This is a genomic window from Streptomyces sp. NPDC102283, from assembly GCF_044766265.1.
In the GTDB taxonomy this organism is placed as follows: domain Bacteria; phylum Actinomycetota; class Actinomycetes; order Streptomycetales; family Streptomycetaceae; genus Streptomyces.
Genome location: NZ_JBIWLQ010000023.1, coordinates 18,436 through 34,344, shown reverse-complemented (window position 1 = coordinate 34,344; position 15,909 = coordinate 18,436). Strand labels below are relative to the sequence as shown.

General features: G+C 72.9%; 15 protein-coding genes and 3 pseudogenes. 6 read left to right on the top strand and 12 right to left on the bottom strand.

Features of this window, described 5'->3' with window-relative positions:
* Positions 1–35: 35 nt before the first annotated feature.
* Complete coding sequence (locus ACIRJT_RS33020) at positions 36–1,493, bottom strand: PLP-dependent aminotransferase family protein (RefSeq protein ID WP_403916593.1); 1,458 nt, start codon at positions 1,491–1,493, stop codon at positions 36–38.
* A gap of 47 nt (positions 1,494–1,540) precedes the next feature.
* On the opposite strand from ACIRJT_RS33020, the pseudogene ACIRJT_RS33015 reads away from it, so the two are divergent.
* Positions 1,541–2,383, top strand: a pseudogene (locus tag ACIRJT_RS33015) (DMT family transporter); the annotation flags it as partial.
* Positions 2,384–2,458: 75 nt separating this feature from the next.
* Here the strand turns inward: ACIRJT_RS33015 and ACIRJT_RS33010 are convergent.
* Positions 2,459–3,289, bottom strand: a complete 831-nt coding sequence (locus ACIRJT_RS33010) for an alpha/beta fold hydrolase (protein WP_403916591.1) — start codon at positions 3,287–3,289, stop codon at positions 2,459–2,461.
* 122 nt (positions 3,290–3,411) lie between these two features.
* On the opposite strand from ACIRJT_RS33010, the gene sigJ reads away from it, so the two are divergent.
* Positions 3,412–4,296 (top strand): RNA polymerase sigma factor SigJ, encoded by an 885-nt coding sequence (gene sigJ, locus ACIRJT_RS33005; RefSeq protein ID WP_403916589.1) that lies wholly within the window; start codon positions 3,412–3,414, stop codon positions 4,294–4,296.
* A 285-nt stretch (positions 4,297–4,581) separates the two neighbouring features.
* Positions 4,582–5,352 carry a GntR family transcriptional regulator gene (locus tag ACIRJT_RS33000; protein WP_403916586.1) on the top strand — a complete coding sequence of 257 codons (771 nt, stop codon included), beginning with the start codon at positions 4,582–4,584 and terminating at the stop codon, positions 5,350–5,352.
* A gap of 222 nt (positions 5,353–5,574) precedes the next feature.
* On the opposite strand, the gene ACIRJT_RS32995 is transcribed toward ACIRJT_RS33000, so the two are convergent.
* Together ACIRJT_RS32995 and ACIRJT_RS32990 are read right to left on the bottom strand one after the other, a co-directional pair.
* Positions 5,575–6,732 carry an ROK family transcriptional regulator gene (locus tag ACIRJT_RS32995; RefSeq protein ID WP_403916584.1) on the bottom strand — a complete coding sequence of 386 codons (1,158 nt, stop codon included), beginning with the start codon at positions 6,730–6,732 and terminating at the stop codon, positions 5,575–5,577.
* A 100-nt stretch (positions 6,733–6,832) separates the two neighbouring features.
* Positions 6,833–7,126: pseudogene (locus ACIRJT_RS32990) on the bottom strand (response regulator transcription factor); the annotation flags it as partial.
* Here ACIRJT_RS32990 and ACIRJT_RS32985 point away from each other — a divergent pair.
* Positions 7,126–7,482 (top strand): annotated as a pseudogene (locus ACIRJT_RS32985) (ABC transporter permease); the annotation flags it as partial. The pseudogenes ACIRJT_RS32990 and ACIRJT_RS32985 sit on opposite strands and share 1 nt — an antisense overlap.
* Positions 7,483–7,514: 32 nt before the next feature.
* Here ACIRJT_RS32985 and mug read toward each other — a convergent pair.
* The 6 genes from mug to ACIRJT_RS32955 all read right to left on the bottom strand — a co-directional run bounded on the left by mug (position 7,515) and on the right by ACIRJT_RS32955 (position 13,606).
* A complete protein-coding gene (mug, locus tag ACIRJT_RS32980; RefSeq protein WP_403916581.1) occupies positions 7,515–8,099 on the bottom strand; it encodes a G/U mismatch-specific DNA glycosylase in 585 nt (194 codons plus the stop codon).
* Between the two features lie 19 nt (positions 8,100–8,118).
* A complete protein-coding gene (gene purB / locus ACIRJT_RS32975; RefSeq protein ID WP_403916579.1) occupies positions 8,119–9,561 on the bottom strand; it encodes an adenylosuccinate lyase in 1,443 nt (480 codons plus the stop codon).
* 98 nt (positions 9,562–9,659) lie between these two features.
* Positions 9,660–10,529, bottom strand: a complete 870-nt coding sequence (locus ACIRJT_RS32970) for an SGNH/GDSL hydrolase family protein (protein ID WP_403916576.1) — start codon at positions 10,527–10,529, stop codon at positions 9,660–9,662.
* Between the two features lie 43 nt (positions 10,530–10,572).
* The gene (locus ACIRJT_RS32965; protein ID WP_403916574.1) at positions 10,573–11,592 is read right to left on the bottom strand and encodes a hemolysin family protein; all 1,020 of its coding nucleotides are present in this window, start codon (positions 11,590–11,592) and stop codon (positions 10,573–10,575) included.
* The gene (locus ACIRJT_RS32960) at positions 11,589–12,926 is read right to left on the bottom strand and encodes a hemolysin family protein (protein WP_403916571.1); all 1,338 of its coding nucleotides are present in this window, start codon (positions 12,924–12,926) and stop codon (positions 11,589–11,591) included. Before ACIRJT_RS32960 ends, ACIRJT_RS32965 begins: the two co-directional genes overlap by 4 nt.
* Before the next feature lie 245 nt (positions 12,927–13,171).
* Complete coding sequence (locus ACIRJT_RS32955; protein ID WP_403916568.1) at positions 13,172–13,606, bottom strand: GNAT family N-acetyltransferase; 435 nt, start codon at positions 13,604–13,606, stop codon at positions 13,172–13,174.
* 117 nt (positions 13,607–13,723) lie between these two features.
* On the opposite strand from ACIRJT_RS32955, the gene ACIRJT_RS32950 reads away from it, so the two are divergent.
* A complete protein-coding gene (locus tag ACIRJT_RS32950) occupies positions 13,724–13,951 on the top strand; it encodes a hypothetical protein (protein ID WP_010062312.1) in 228 nt (75 codons plus the stop codon).
* A complete protein-coding gene (locus ACIRJT_RS32945; protein WP_398361448.1) occupies positions 13,948–14,319 on the top strand; it encodes a fic family toxin-antitoxin system, toxin component in 372 nt (123 codons plus the stop codon). Before ACIRJT_RS32950 ends, ACIRJT_RS32945 begins: the two co-directional genes overlap by 4 nt.
* A gap of 62 nt (positions 14,320–14,381) precedes the next feature.
* Here the strand turns inward: ACIRJT_RS32945 and ACIRJT_RS32940 are convergent, their stop codons facing one another.
* The gene (locus tag ACIRJT_RS32940) at positions 14,382–15,059 is read right to left on the bottom strand and encodes a class I SAM-dependent methyltransferase (protein ID WP_403916565.1); all 678 of its coding nucleotides are present in this window, start codon (positions 15,057–15,059) and stop codon (positions 14,382–14,384) included.
* A 151-nt stretch (positions 15,060–15,210) separates the two neighbouring features.
* Complete coding sequence (bioD, locus tag ACIRJT_RS32935; protein WP_403916562.1) at positions 15,211–15,906, bottom strand: dethiobiotin synthase; 696 nt, start codon at positions 15,904–15,906, stop codon at positions 15,211–15,213.
* Positions 15,907–15,909: the final 3 nt, after the last annotated feature.

The following is a 15,909-nucleotide window of genomic DNA, read 5'->3' as shown; positions in this document are numbered from 1 at the left end:
CGGACGGAGCCCCAACCCCGGGTGAACGGAACCGGTCAGCCGGGACCCGGCCGGCCGGAACGCCACGCGGCCGCCAGCGCGGCGATCCCCCGGACGATGTCGCCGGGAGCGAGATGGGCGTAGCCCAGGACGAGGGGCAGGGTGCCGTCCTCGGAGCCGGCCGTTCCGCAGTCGCGCAGTGGCCGCAGCGCGATGCCCGCCGCGGCCGCCCGCTCCAGGAAGGCCTCCTCGGGGCCGTACCGCGCGGGCAGCCGGGCGATGATGTGCAGGCCCGCCGCGATGCCGCTGACCGTCGCGCCGGGGAAGTGCTCGTCGAGCGCTGCCACCAGGGCGTCCCGGCGTTCCCGGTAGGCCCGTTGGCAGCGGCGCAACTGCCGGTCGTAGCCGCCGCGCACGATGAAGTCGGCCAGGACGGCCTGGTCGATCACCGGGTTGCCCAGATCCATGGTCCGTTTGCGCGCGACGATCCGTTCGGTGAGGGCGGCGGGGGCGATCAGCCAGCCGAGCCGCAGGCCGGGAGCCAGCGACTTGCTCACGGAACCGGTGTACACGACCCGCTCGGGATCCAGTCCCTGCAAGGCGCCCACCGGCGCCCGGTCGTACCGGAAGTCCCCGTCGTAGTCGTCCTCCATGATCACGGCGTCCGCGTCCCGCGCCCAGTCGAGCAGCTCGCCGCGGCGCTGCGCCGAGTACCCGATGCCGGTGGGGAACTGGTGCGCGGGCGTGGTCACCACGGCGCGCACGCCGGAGCGCTTCAGGGGTGCGAGGGCGAGGCCGTCGTCGTCGAGGGGCAGCGGGACGGTGCCCAGACCGGTCGCCGCGAACAGCGAGGCGTGTTCCGGGCTGCCCGGATCCTCCACCCCGACCGAGGCCACGCCCTCGTCCCGGAGCACGAAGCCGAGCAGGGTCGTCGCCTGGGCCACCCCCGAGCAGACCACCAGCCGCTCAGGATCGGCCACCACCCCCCGGCGCCGGGCGAGCAGTCTGGCCAAGGCCTCACGCAGTTCCGGCAGCCCGCGCGGATCGGGGTAGCCCAGCGCGCCGTGCGGCAGTCGGCCGAACACCGTCCGCTGGGCGGCGCTCCACGCGCTGCGCGGGAAGAGGGACAGATCGGGGGTACCGGGCCGGAAGTCCACCAGCGCGTCCGCCGCGCGCGGCGCGCGGTCGCGTACGGGACGCTCCGCCGCGCGTACGCCCTCGCTCACCCAGGTACCCGCGCCCTGCCCGCTGCGCAGATAGCTCTCCGCGGTGAGCTGCTCGTACGCCTCGGTGACCAGTCCTCTCGACACCCCCAGATCGGCGGCGAGCTCACGGCTGGAGGGCAGCCTGGTGCCGGCCGCGAGGCGGCCGGAGCGGACCGCTTCCCGCAGCGCGGAGCACAGCGCGCGCCCCCGCCCGCGCGCCGGCGCGGCGGCGGCGGGCAGCAGCAACTCCCACGCCGGAGAGAGGGACTTCGCCGACGGACGATGCGGATTGGTCCCCGAAGACGTCATGGAAGTGGACCTTAAACCGGTCCTCCACCGACCCTAGCGTCGACCCCATGAACGCAACCTCTCTGCGCGGGGCCCTCCTCGCGGCCCTCGCGTGTGTGCTGGTGGGGGCATCCTTCACGGCCAACAGCGTCCTCGGCGACTACCCGTTCGCGGGCGGCCAGGCCCTCCGCTACGCTCTCGCCGCGCTCCTGCTCGTCCCGCTCCTGCGGCGCGACCCCGACTCATCGACGGTCCGGCTCCGGAGTCTCACCCGCCGCCAGTGGGGGCGGCTCGCCCTGCTCGCCGCTGTGGGCATGGTCGGTTTCAACCTGGCGGTCCTGGCGGCCGAACAATCGGCGGAACCAGCCGTTCCGGGCGTCTTCGTGGGCTGTGCGCCGATCGTGGTCGGCGTGCTCGTCCCGCTGCTGGACGGTCGCCGCCCGTCCCGCGTCACGCTGTACGCGGCCGGGCTCGTCGCCGTCGGGGCGTTCGCCGTTCAGGGCTGGGGGCGTACCGACCTGGCGGGAGTGCTCTTCTCGGTGGGCGCGCTCGCGGGCGAGGTCGGCTTCGCGGTCCTCGCCGTCCCCGTGCTGCGGCCGCTCGGCCCGAAGCTGCTCTCCGCGACGGTCTGCGGCGTCGCCGCCGTCGAGTCGGCGCTGCTCGGGCTGCTGATGGACGGCGGATCCTTTTTGCGCGTCCCTACGGGCGGCGAGGCGGCGGCCCTTCTCTGGCAGGCCGTCGTCGTCACCGTGATCGGGTTCGTCTGCTGGTACAGCGGGATACAGCGCATCGGAGCCGAACGCGCCACGCTCTTCTCGGGCCTGATCCCGGTCTCCGCCGCCCTGACGGCGCCTCTCGTCGGGGCCGGGACGTACGGCATCGCGCAGGGCGTGGGGAGTCTCCTGGTCGGTGCCGGTGTGGCGTACGGTTCCGGCGTCCTCGGGCGGCGAGAGGCCCTCGGGGCGCCGACGCCCCGACCGGCCGGCTCAGCGGCTGGTGTCCAGGATGACGCGGGCCACGAGCGCGGGGTCGTCGCTCATCGGGACGTGCCCGCAGCCGGGCAGCCGAACGAGCCGGGCGCCGGGGATCACCCTCTTGGCGCGGACCCCCTGCCTGCGCGGCAGTATCCGGTCCCGGGTGCCCCAGGCGACGGAGACGGGGACGTCCTTCACGTCGTCGCCGAAGAACAGGCCCCTGCCGGTCTCCAGCGTCTGGTGAAAGCCGGTCGCTCCGCGCAGCGCGAGCGTCTCGGCGACGACGGCCTCCGGTGAACGCCCGCCGGGCCGGGCGTAGATGGTGCTCGTGAGGGCCGCCCGGCCGGCCGCGCTGCGCGACAGGCGCTCGATCAGCCCCACCGGCAGGGCCAGCGCGCTCCGGCGCATCGTCCGCAGGGCGCCGAAGGCGTAGCGCCGTTCCGCCTCGGTCCAGAAGCCGGCCGGGGACAGCGCGGTCACCGACCGCACCAGCTCGGTGCGCCCCAGCTCCAGCGCGAGCAGGCCGCCCAGCGAGTTCCCGGCCACATGGGGGCGGTCCAGGCCGAGTTCGGCGCAGAAGGCTCCGAGCGCCCGGCCGACGCTCGCGAGATCGTAGGGAACCCCGTCCGGCAGCGCGGGCGAGCTGCCGAAGCCGGGCAGGTCCACGGCTATCACCTCGCGCTCGGCTGCCAGGATCCGTGTCACCGGGTCCCAGGCCCGCAGATGGTGCCCGATGCCGTGCAGGAGCAGCAACGGTGCGCCCGAGCCGGTCCGTTCGTAGGCGACCGAGACCGGACGGGGGCCGTCGGCCGTCGCGACGGCGAAGGAGACCGTGGTGGTCATGCTGCTGCTCCCTGGAGTGGGTAGACATCTCGTCAACAACAATTACCGCCGGGTAGCCCGCAGTTCAAGGGGTGCGGCGATTCCCGCTGGACAGCGCGTGACCGGTGGGCTGGGATGGACCGATGACCGTCGACGCCGCGACCGAGCTCTTCGAAGAACACCGGCCCGTTCTCACCGGTGTCGCCTATCGCATGCTCGGCCGCGTCGCCGATGCCGAGGACGTGGTCCAGGAGGCGTGGCTGAGGTGGTCGGCGGCGGCGCGCGAGGACGTCCGGGAGCCGAGGGCCTTCCTCGTGCGGATCACCACCCGGCTGGCCATCGACCGGCTCCGGCATCTGCGGTCGCGCCGGGAGTCGTACACGGGGCCGTGGCTGCCGGAGCCGGTGGTCACGGAGTTCGGCCCCGCCGTGCCCGACACGGCGGAGCGCGCCGTCCTCGCCGACTCCGTATCGCTCGCCGTGCTGGTCGTCCTCGAATCACTCTCGCCGCTGGAGCGCGCGGTGTTCGTGCTCCGGGAGGCCTTCGGCTTCCCGTACGCCGAGATCGCCACGGCCCTCGACCGCACCGAGGAAGCCGTCCGGCAGCTCGCCGGTCGCGCCAGGCGGCATGTGGAGGAGCGCAAGCCGCGCTACGACGTGGACCCGGCAGAGCGCCGCGATCTCACCGAACGCTTCCTGGCCGCCGCCTCCGGAGGCGGCATCGAGCAGCTGCTCGTGCTGCTGGCTCCGGACGTCCGGCTGGTCAGCGACAGCGGCGGCAAGGCGAAGGCGCCGCGGCGGATCATCGAGACCGCCGACAAGGTCGGCCGCTTCCTCCTCGCCGTGGCGGGGAGCCTCGGCCCGGACGGGGAGGTCCGCATCGTGGAGCTCAACGGCGGGCCCGCCGCCGTCTACTTCGTCGGGGGGAAGGCTGACACCGTCTTCCAGATCGAAGTCAGCCAAGGTGTCATTCAATGCGCCTATATCATTCGTAATCCGGACAAGCTTTCCGGACTGCCCGTCGCGTAGTCGAAAGCCCCACCGGCCGCCTCGGCCCCCGTCGACTCACGGGTCCGCCGCCTCCCTGGTCAGAGCCCCGCCATCCGCCGTGATGGCGGGGCTCTGTGCTGCGCTCGCCTCACGGCGCCAAGAACGTCGTGTGAACGCTCTGCGCCAGAGTTCCGTTTCGTTCCGTTACGGAATAAGTATTGGTCTTGACCAAGGAGGTGTGCCGTCCTAGGGTCTCCACTTAAGACAGGAACCTTTAATAAATAACGTCGCGGAAAAAGACGCTGGGCGATTGCGGAGGACAGGGTGGGGACCACGCAGCTGGAATCGGTACAGGAGCCGAAGTACTGGCACCTCAAGACCGTGCTCAGTGAGGCACTCGACTCGGACTTCGCGGTGGGTGAGATCCTGCCCAACGAGCGGGACCTCGCGGCGCGGTTCGGTGTCGCACGGGCCACGCTCCGGCAGGCGCTGGAGCAGCTCGAACTCGAAGGCAGACTGCAGCGCCGCCGCGGTGTCGGGACGACCGTCGCCCCGCCGCGCGTGGGCATCGCCGTCTCCACCGCCCAGCACGAATGGACGGGCGGCGTCAGCGGCGAGGCGTGGCAGCCGGTCGAGAGCACCATGGACAAGGCCCCGGCGGTGGTGGCCGCCATGCTCGGAACGGACCCGGCCGAACCGGTGCACGTGGTGCGCCGTATCCGAGACACCCAGGGACAGGCGGTAGCGGCGGAGCTCCTCTACATCCCCGCCTCCTCGGTGCCCGACCTCTCCGCCATAGAGGCCCCGTCCGGCGCCGTCCGCGCCCGCAGCGTGCTGCGCGAGCTGCACCGGCTCGGCCTGCAGGGCCAGGACCGCTCCGTGGAGCTCGGCTCGGCGCGGGCGGACGACGCCAAGGAACTGGACCGGCTCCCCGGCGCCCCCGTCCTGGTCGTCACCACCCGCTACTTCACCGCGGACGGAACGGCGGCGGTGTCCGTGGCCACCTACCGCGCGGACACCTGCCGACTCACCTTCGGGGACTCCGGCGCGCTGGAGATCAGCCACGACGAACAGCCGGAGCGCCAGGCCTCCTGACGCCTCCGACCTGCCCTCGCGCACACCTTGGCCCACGTCCGCCGCTTCTCGAGGACTCCAGTCCCCGGGAACCGGCGGGCGCGCGTTGTCCCCGCCCGATCCGGCTCGGGGGCGCCGATGATCCACCGGTCCAGGGGGAAACGCCCGTGATCCCCCGGCTCCCGGGGCAGCGCCCGTGACCCACCGATGCGCACGCGGCCCGCGTGGCGGCCCTCACCCCGATCAGCGGCGGGCCGTCACGGCCCCTTCGACGGCGAACAACTGCTCCTCGACGTGGTCCAGCGCGAGCCGCAACGCCCCCGTCGCGACGGCGGCCTCTCCGAGCAGCGACAGGGTCACCCGGGGCGGGCGCAGGCAGTAGCGGGCCAGCTCCCTGCGCAGGGGTTCCAGGACCCCGTCCAGTCCGGCGGCCCAGCCGCCGACCACGACCAGCTCCGGGTCGAGTGCCAGCACCAGCGCCGCCACATCGTGCACCAGCCGCTGAAGGAAGCGCTCGACCGCCGCCTGGGCCCCCGCGTCGCCCTCCCGGGCCTTGGCGAACACCGCGGCCACCGCGAGCTCGTCCAGCGGGTCGAGCGGCGTGTCCGTCGTCGACAGCAGATGTTCCGGCGTCACGTCCCTGCCCAGCAGGTGCAGAGCGCCGATCTCCCCGGCGGCCCCGCCGTACCCCCGGTGCAGACGTCCGCCGATCAAGGACCCCGCCCCGGGGCTCAGCCCCGCCAGCACGAAGATCACGTCGTCGGACTCGGTGGCCGCGCCCTTCCAGTGCTCGGCCACCGCGGCGGCGTTGGCGTCGTTCTCGACGAGCACGGGGCAGCGGAACGAACGGCGAAGCCGCTCGCCGAGCGCGAGGCCGGTCCAGTCCGGCAGCGCCGTACCCAGCCGCACGGTGCCGTCGGCCTCCACGATCCCGGGACTGCCCACACCGACCGCACGCAGACTGCTCCGGGCCACCCCGGTGCGTCGCAGTACGTCCGCGATGACGGCCCGGACCTGGTCGAGCCGGTCGTCCGCGCCGGCGGTCTCCGACACAGCGCGCGAACCCGCCCCGATGATCCGGCCGTCGAGCCCCGAGATGAGCGCCGACACCCGGTGCGGACCGATCTCCACCCCGAGGAGATGCCCCGCCTCGGCCCGGAAACGGAACCTCCGGGCAGGGCGCCCCTGGCGCCGCGCCTCGCCCTCGTCGGGCAGCGCCTCGACCACGAGACCCGCTTCGAACAGCCCCTCGACGACCCCTTCGACCGTCGGCCGGGACAGCCCCGTGATCCGTGTCAGGTCCGTAAGCGTCGGCGCGCCGGCCCCTCTCAGGGCGTGCAGCACTACCGCGGAATTGATCCGTCGCAACAGCGAGGGGTCCCCACCGGTCAGCCGGCCCACGGTATGTCCTCCCAGCTCGTGCGCATGTCTGCCGGATCGTACTCGCTGGCCGGGACCCCTGCGAGCAGCGAGGGAAGCCGGTATCGAGCCGCAACCTCGGTCACCCCGGAGCGACGAACCCGGACCCGTACGCGGCGATGACCGCCTGGGTACGATCCCTGGCCCCCAACTTCGCCAGGACCGAGCTGACATGGGACTTCACCGTCTCGACCCCGACGACGAGGGTGGCCGCGATCTCCGCGTTCGACAGGCCCCGGGCCATCAACCGGAGCACCGCCGCCTCCCGCTCGGTGAGCGCCGCCCGGTCGAGAGCGGCCCGTGCTCTGTCCGTCCCGTACTCGGCGGCGAGCTGCCGGACCGCAGCCGGGAACAGCAGGGACTCCCCCTCGGCCACTCTTCCCCGGGGAGCACGCGATCGGCCCGGGGCACCCGGGTGCGCTGCGTGCCGCCATCGGCGGGGGGATCCACCTGGCGCTGATGGCGCTGCTCGCGGCGGGCCTCGCGGCGCTCCTGCGGAGCGCGGTAGCGGTGCTCGGCCTGCTCATACCGCTCTTCCTCATCGTCCCCTTCGTGTTGGTGGACGTTGCCACCGCGGTGGTGACCTATCTGCCCGATCGCGCGGGGCAGGCGGTGTTGCACCAGAACCCGGGAGACGGTCCGGGGCCGTGGACCGGCCTGGCGGTGACCGCCCTATGGGCGGCGGCAGCGCTCCTGGCGGGCTGGTGGGCGGTCCGCAGCCGGGACGCGTGAGGACCGGGGAAGAGGCGCGGGCCCGGAGCGGCTCAGTCGGCCGGGGCGGGACCGGGGCCGGGCCGGTCGGTCGTGGGCCGGGCGAGGACGACGGCTGCCCGGAGGCGGGCGTACTCCTCGGCCATGGTCTGGACCGTCCAGTGGGCGTTGAGGCCGCTGGGGTTGGGCAGAGCCCACACACGGGCGCCGCCGACCGTGCGGTCCTGGGGGCCGATCCGGGCCCGGGGCTCCCCGAAGGCCGTGCGGTAGGCGGTGATGCCGACCACCGCGAGCCACTGGGGCGCGAGCAGTTCGACCTTCGTCGTCAGAGCGGCCCCGCCCTCCCGGAACTCGTCCGTGCCGAGCTCGTCGGCCCGGGCCGTGGCCCGCGCCACCACGTTGGTGATGCCGAGTCCGAGACCGAGCAACTCGGCCTGCTCCGAGGGACGCAGCTGCCGGGGCGTGAAACCCGAGCGGTGCAGGACCGGCCAGAACCGGTTCCCGGGGTGAGCGAAATGGTGCCCCGTCACCGCCGTCGTCAGGCTCGGGTTGATGCCGCAGAAGAGCACGCGCAGACCGCCCGCGGCCACATCGGGGACGATGCGGTCACGGGCGGCGCTCAGCTCTTCGGGGGTCATGCGGTGAGGGCGGTGCCGGTCAGAGGATCGAGCCGGGGGTGTACTTCGCGGCCTCGGGGTACTGCTCGGTGATCTTCCCGATCCGGGCGACCAGCGACGACACCTGGTCGCCGGCGGCACCCGTGAACGAAAGCTTGTCGGCCATCAGCTCGTCCAACTGCGCGCGGTCCAGCGGGATCCGCTCGTCCGCGGCGAGCTTGTCGAGCAGCTCGTTGCGCTCGGCGCCCTGCTCCCGCATCGCGAGGGCGGAGGCGACCGCGTGCTCCTTGATCGCCTCGTGCGCCACCTCGCGGCCCACTCCGGCCCGTACGGCGCCCATCAGGACCTTGGTGGTGGCGAGGAACGGAAGGTAGCGGTCCAGCTCGCGGGCCACGACGGCAGGGAACGCGCCGAACTCGTCCAGCACCGTCAGGAAGGTCTCCAGGAGGCCGTCGAACGCGAAGAACGCGTCCGGGAGCGCCACCCGGCGGACCACGGAACAGGACACGTCGCCCTCGTTCCACTGGTCGCCCGCCAGCTCGCCGGTCATCGAGGCGTAGCCGCGCAGGATCACCATCAGACCGTTCACCCGCTCGCAGGAGCGCGTGTTCATCTTGTGCGGCATCGCGGACGAGCCGACCTGGCCGGGCTTGAAGCCCTCGGTCACCAGCTCGTGGCCGGCCATCAGGCGGATCGTCTTCGCCACCGAGGAGGGCGCCGCGGCGAGCTGCACCAGAGCGGTGACCACGTCGTAGTCGAGCGATCGGGGGTAGACCTGACCGACCGAGGTGAACGCCTCGGCGAAGCCGAGGTGCCCGGCGATGCGCTGTTCCAGGTCGGCCAGCTTGCCCGCGTCGCCGCCGAGCAGGTCCAGCATGTCCTGCGCCGTGCCGACCGGGCCCTTGATCCCGCGCAGCGGGTAGCGGGAGAGGAGGTCCTCCAGGCGGCCGTGGGCCACCAGCATCTCGTCGGCCGCGGTCGCGAAGCGCTTGCCCAGCGTCGTCGCCTGCGCGGCGACGTTGTGCGAGCGTCCGGCGATCACGAGCTCGCGGTACTCCGCGGCGAGCTTGCCGAGCCGGGCCAGCACGGCCACGGTGCGGTCGCGCATCAGCTCCAGCGAAAGGCGGATCTGGAGCTGCTCGACGTTCTCCGTCAGGTCCCGGGAGGTCATGCCCTTGTGGACCTGCTCATGACCGGCGAGGGCGTTGAACTCCTCGATCCGGGCTTTCACGTCATGCCGGGTGATCTTCTCGCGCTCGGCGATCGAGGCCAGGTCCACCTGGTCCAGTACCCGCTCGTAGTCGGCCAGCGCCGCTTCGGGCACCTCGATCCCGAGGTCCTTCTGAGCGCGCAGCACCGCCAGCCACAGCTGACGCTCCAGCTTCACCTTCTGCTCGGGGGACCAGAGGACGGCCAGCTCCGCGGAGGCGTAGCGGCCGGCCAGGACATTGGGGATGCGAGGCTTCGCAGACACAGCAGTCACGTAAAGGGATTCTACTGGCGGTTCGTGCAGGCCAGCGACGCGCCCCGGTTTGTGGCTTGCTACGAAGGAGCCAGGGGGCGCCGGCCCGCGCGACCGCTTCAGTCGGTCTCCGCGGTGCCCACCGTGGCGTCGGGGGAGACGGCACGGCGCCACCCCGTCACCGGGCCCGGGTTCTCCGTGTCCGCCGGCGTGATCCAGAAGGCCCGGCCCGTCGTGGCGTCGATCTGGGCGCCCGAGCGCCCGTCGCCGGAGGAGCGGCCGGTGAGCCGCCGCCCGATCCAGGGGGCCAGGTGCTGACGGGCGAAGCGGACGTCCTCCGTTCGCCGGGCCGCCCAGCGCGGCGGCGCGGTCGCGGGCATCCGCGTACGCCAGTCCAGTTCGGCCGGCAGTCCCAGGGTCTGCCAGACGGCCTCGGCGACGCGCCGGTGGCCTTCGGTGGTGAGATGGAGCCGGTCGACGTCCCACATCCGGGGATCGGCGATCGAGGGTGCGGAGTAGAGATCCACCACCGCGGCGCCGTGCTGACCGGCGAGATCGTCGATCAGGGCGAACAGCGCCTCCACCCGGGGGCGGAACCGGTCGAACACCGGTCCGCTCCGCCCGGGGCTGCGCATCAGCACCAACTGCTTGCAGGTCGGTGCGAGACGCTCCACGGCCTCTTCGAGCCGCCCCCTGACCATCCCCATGTCGCACTTCGGGCGCAGCGTGTCGTTGAGCCCGCCGACGAGGGTGACCACATCGGCCCGGAGCGAGGCCGCCGCCTCCACCTGCTCGTCGACGATCTGGCCGATGAGCTTCCCGCGTACGGCGAGGTTGGCATACCGGAAACCGGGGGACCGGACCGCGAGCCGGGCGGCGAGGACGTCGGCCCAGCCCCGGTAGGCGCCGCCGGGGAGCAGGTCCGACATGCCCTCGGTGAACGAGTCGCCGACCGCGACGAGACTGGTGTAGGAGGCATTCAATTCCATGGCCAGATGAGCGTACCGGTCGGTAGGCCGGGAGGCCAGCAGGTCAGCGGGACCCCGGCCGTCCGACGAGTTCGCGGAGCACGTCCTCCATCGTGACCATGCCGGCCAGCCGGTCGTCCTCGTCGAGAACGGCCGCCAGATGGGTCCGGCTGCGTCGCAGAGCGGTGAGCACGTCGTCCAGCGGGGTCGCCGCCCGTACGCGGGCGATCGGCCGCATCGCCGTCACCGGGAAAGGAACGTCCCGGGGCGTCGCGTCCAGGGCGTCCTTCACATGGAGGTAGCCGAGGATGCGCTGCTCGCTGTCCATCACCGGGAAGCGGGAGAACCCGGACTCGGACGAGAGCCGCTCCAGCTCCTCCGGGGTGGTGCCGACCCTGGCGTACAGCACCCGGTCGACGGGCATGACCACGTCCCGTACCGGCCGGCGTCCCAGCTCCAGGGCGTGGTGGAGGCGTTGCGCGGAGCGGTCGTCGACCAGCCCGGCGTCCCCGGCGTCCTGGACCAGCCGGGCCAGTTCGTCGTCCGAGAACGTCGCGGAGACCTCGTCCTTCGTCTCCACCCGCAACAGCTTGAGCAGGGTGTTGGCGAACGCGTTGATCGCGAAGATCACCGGCCGCAGGGCGCGGGCCATCGCCACCAGCGGGGGGCCCAGCAGCAGGGCGCTCCGCGCCGGTTCGGCCAGTGCGATGTTCTTCGGCACCATCTCGCCCAGGAGCATGTGCAGATAGGTGGCCACGCCCAGCGCGATGACGAACGACAGCGGGTGGACCAGCCCGTGCGGCACTCCCACCGCGTCGAAGGCCGGCTCCAGCAGATGCGCGATGGCCGGTTCGGCGACGATGCCCAGCACCAGGGTGCAGAGCGTGATGCCGAGCTGGGCGGCGGCGAGCAGCGCGGAGACGTGTTCCAGGCCCCAGATGACACTGCGGGCCCGCCGGTTCCCGGCCTCGGCCTCCGGTTCGATCTGGCTGCGGCGCACGGAGATCAGGGCGAATTCGGCGCCCACGAAGAAGGCGTTGGCCACGAGGGTCAGCAGGCCGACGAAGAGCTGGAGAACGATCACCGCTCGTCCTCCGTCCGGTCCTCGGACCCCGGCAGCGGGGCGTGCAGCAGGGCCCGCGCGGCACGGCGGCCCGAGGCGTCGACCACGTCGATCCGCCATCCCTCCAGTTCGACGCTGTCGTCGACCGTCGGGATCCGTCCGATCTCGGCGGCGACCAGGCCCGCGAGGGTCTCGTAGGGCCCGTCCGGCACCCGCAGACCGATCCTGCGGAGCTGGTCGGTGCGCGCCGCCCCGTCGGCCGACCACAGGGTCCGTCCGTCGGCGTCCTCGCCGGCGGCGGCGAGGTCCGGCGTCTCGTGCGGATCGTGCTCGTCGCGGACCTCGCCGACGACTTCCTCCACGATGTCCTCCAGCGTCGCGACCCCGGCGGTCCCGCCGTACTCGTCGATCACCACGGCCATGGCGAGCCTCCCGGACAATCGGTCCAGCAGCCGGTCCACGGTGAGCGTCTCCGGCACGAGCAGGGGTTCGCGCAGCAGTTCCGAGACCCTGGTACGGGGCCGCCGGTCGGCGGGGATCGCCAGCACGTCCTTGATGTGGGCCACGCCGACCACGGTGTCCAGGCTGCCCCGGTAGACGGGGAAGCGGGACAGGCCGGTCGCCCGGGTGGCGTTGGCGACGTCCTCGGCCGTCGCGTGCAGCTCCAGTGCGGTCACCTGCACCCGCGGTGTCATCACGTTCTCCGCGGTCAGCTCCGAGAGGTTCAGCGTGCGGACGAACAGTTCGGCCGTGTCCGCCTCCAGCGCACCCGCCTTCGCGGAGTGCCGGGCCAGCGCCACCAGCTCCTGCGGGCTGCGGGCGGAGGCCAGCTCCTCGGTCGGCTCCAGGCCGAAGCGGCGCACGATCCGGTTGGCCGTGTTGTTGAGGTGGCTGATGAAGGGGCGGAACAGCGCGGTGAACACGCGTTGCGGGGTGGCCACCGCCTTGGCCACCGCCAGCGGGGAGGAGATCGCCCAGTTCTTCGGGACCAGTTCGCCGACCACCATCAGAACCACCGTCGACAGCGCCGTACCGAGGACGAGCGCCAGGGTGGACGCGGCGGCGGGAGGCAGCCCCGCCGCCTCGACGGGGCCGCGGATCAGCTTGGCGATGGAGGGCTCGGAGAGCATGCCGATCACCAGATTGGTGACGGTGATGCCGAGCTGGGCCCCCGAGAGCTGGAAGGTGAGGCTCCGGACGGCCTTGAGGGCGCTCGCGGCGCCCCGGTCGCCCCGATCGACGGCCCGTTCGAGCTCGCCGCGCTCCACCGTGGTCAGGGAGAACTCCGCCGCGACGAACGCGCCGCAGGCGACGCAGAGCAGCAGGGCGACGAGCAGCAGAAGCACTTCGATCATCGGTTCACCTCCGTCCCATGATCGGGCAGGGGCGGGGTGACCGCGCGGCGTCCGCGGTGATCGGCTACTGGAGGCTCGCCCATGGGCGGACGCTCACACCTTTCGGCAGGGGGTGACGGAGGGCATGTCATCGTAGGCGTCTGCCCAGCACCGCCCCGCCCACCGCGTCGATGTCCGCCGTACCGTGCCCGAAGCCGCCGCAGCGCCGGAGCATGCCGTATCGCGGCCGGTCCCCGCCGTACCGCTCAGCCGGTCAGGTGCTTCACCCAGCGGCTCCACTGCGGCTGGGGCTCGTAACCCGCCGCGCGCCAGGCGTGGTGGGCCGACGTGTTGCGGTCCAGGACCATGGCGTCGGCGCGCCGCCCGCCCAGCGCGACGAACCGTTCCTCGGCCGCCGCCAGGAGGGCGCCGCCCACGCCCCGGCGCCGCTGGTCCGGGTGGACCGCGAGCCGGTAGAGATGGCAGCGCCAGCCGTCGAAGCCCACGACGACCGTGCCCACCAACGCCCCCTCCCGCTCCGCCAGCATCAAGGCGTCCGGGTCGCGTTCCACCAGGCGTGCGATTCCGTCACCGTCGTCGCTGATGCTGGTGCCCTCGGCGGCCACCTTCCAGAAGGCGAGGACCTCGTCCAGGTCGGCCGGGGTCGCGGACCGTATCGAAAGATCGTTCATGACGGCCATCCCACCATCCGCGGTGACGGGCGTCGATCGCGTTCCACAGTCCGGGCGCGGGGCCCCGCCCCCCGGGGCCCCGCACTCCTCTTGCCGGTGCTAGCACGGCCGCGCTAGCGTGGTCGGGTGCCCAAGACTCAGCTGAACGTTCGAGTGGACGAGGCCACCGCCGAGGCCGCGCGGCAGCGCGCGCTCCAGAGGGGGATGAGCGTGAACCGCTACATAGAGGAACTCGTCCAGCAGGACGCGGGTGAGGTGGGACACACCTTCGTCGAGGCCGCGGCCGACTTCATGAAGCAGTACGAGTCGGTGTTCGCCGAGGAGTTCGGCCCGGAGCGCGAAGGCACCCGTTGAATCTTCGGATCGACCTTTCCTGGTTGCTGATGGTCGCCGAGCACAAGACGCCCGGAGACCCGCAGGTCGTCGACTGGGGGGCGCTCGTCGCCGCCGTCGCACGGCATGACGCGGAGATCTTCGGCAGCGCCGTCTACAGCGACCCGCACACGCGGGCGGCCGCCCTGTTGCAGCTGCTGCTGCACGTGCCCGCACTCGAACGCTCCAACGCGATGTTCGCCTCGGCCGTCGCGTACGGCTACCTCGTCGCCTCCGGGCTCAAGGTCATCACCTCGCCCGAGCAGGTCCGCGATCTGGCGCTGCTGGTGAAGCAGGGCAAGGCGGACGTGCGCGCCATCGCCGACGAGCTGCGGCAGTGGAGCGTGTGAGGCCGGGCGGAACTGGCCACGACAGACCGGGGGAGACGCCCCGCAGCCCCCAGCCCGCAGCCTCAGCCCTCGGTGAACGGCTTGCGGGCCACGCCGAGGACGCAGGGGGAGGAGGGCACCTGGAGGCCCCTCTCCGGAATCCGCAGCCTGCGGTACGTGCCCATCTCGAAGCCCGCCGCCTCGATCGCGGCCAGCGGGTCCCGGGCCGTGTGACAGCCGCCGAAGAGCAACGGCCACAGGGTCCGGTCGGCCACCCGCTGCACCGTGGCCAGCGCCCGGCCCGACGCCGACCCGTGCTCGAAGAACCGCAGCTCGCCGCCCGGCCGCAGGACCCGGCTGATCTCTGCGAGCGCCCGGGGCAGATCCCGTACGGTGCACAGGACCAGGGACGCCACCGCCCCGTCGAAGGCCTCGCTCTTGACCGGCAACGCCTCGGCCGCCCCCGGCACCACGTCCACCGGCACCTCCGCGCGCAGGGCGGAGCGGGCGGCGAGCTGCCGCAGTGAGCGTTCCGGCTCCAGCGCCACGACCTCCGAGACGGCCCCGGGGTAGTGGGCGAAGTTCAGCCCGTTTCCCGCGCCGATCTCGATGACCCGGCCGGAGAGCCCCGACAGAAGCTCCTCGCGGTAGGCGGCGATGCCGCCCTTCAGGTCGGCGGTTACGCTCACCCGTGCGTAGAAGCGGGCGAAGACCGGGTGGTGCACGGCGTCCCGGGGGAGCTTCCTGCTGCGCGGCTGCATGACGGACCTCCGTCGAGGAGTGGTCGTGACCCTTGAGGAGCGGACGTGACGTTCCTCCACGATTCTCCCCCGGATCGCCCCGCCGGGAATCCTCGCGGACCGTCCGGACGGGGATCCCCCAGGACCGCCCGGACGCCCCCGGCGCGCCCCGTCAGCGCGCGACCGCCCAGGTCCCGCCGAGCTCCGGAGCCAGCCAGCCCGGCGCGCGTGCCGCGAAGGCGGCGCCCGACAGTGAACCCGCGCCGGCCGGCACCGCGCCGAGCAGCGGCGCACCGGCCGCCACCGGCAGGTCCTCGATGTTGCAGCGGGACGCGAGGTCCGGCTCCGCCGGCATGCTGCCGATCACGACGCCCCGGCAGCCCAGCCCCCGGTTCCGCAGCGCCTCGGCCGTCAGCGCGGTGGCGTTCAGCGTGCCCAGGCCCGCGGGGGCCACCAGCAGCACCGGCGCGGACAGCAGACGGGCCGCGTCCGCGAGGGTGCCGCCCTCGTCGTCGAACCGCACGAGCAGACCGCCCGCACCCTCCACCAGGACGAGGTCGTGCTCGGTGGCCAACTTCTCCGCGGCCTCGGCGACCTCGAACGGCCGCACGGGCACGAGCCCCGCCCGCCGGGCGGCCGTCGCCGGAGCCAACGGCTCCGGAAAGCGGGCCAGTTCGACCGCCGTCACCTGGCTCCCCGCCAGGCGCGCGACCTCCGCCGCGTCGCCCGGCTCCCCGGGGGCGAGCCCGGTCTGCGCGGGCTTGAGCACCGCGACCCGGCGGCCCCGCGCGGTGGCCGCCACCGCGGCGGTCACCACGGTCTTGCCGATCTCCGTGCCCGTACCGGACACCACCAGAATCATCGACATATC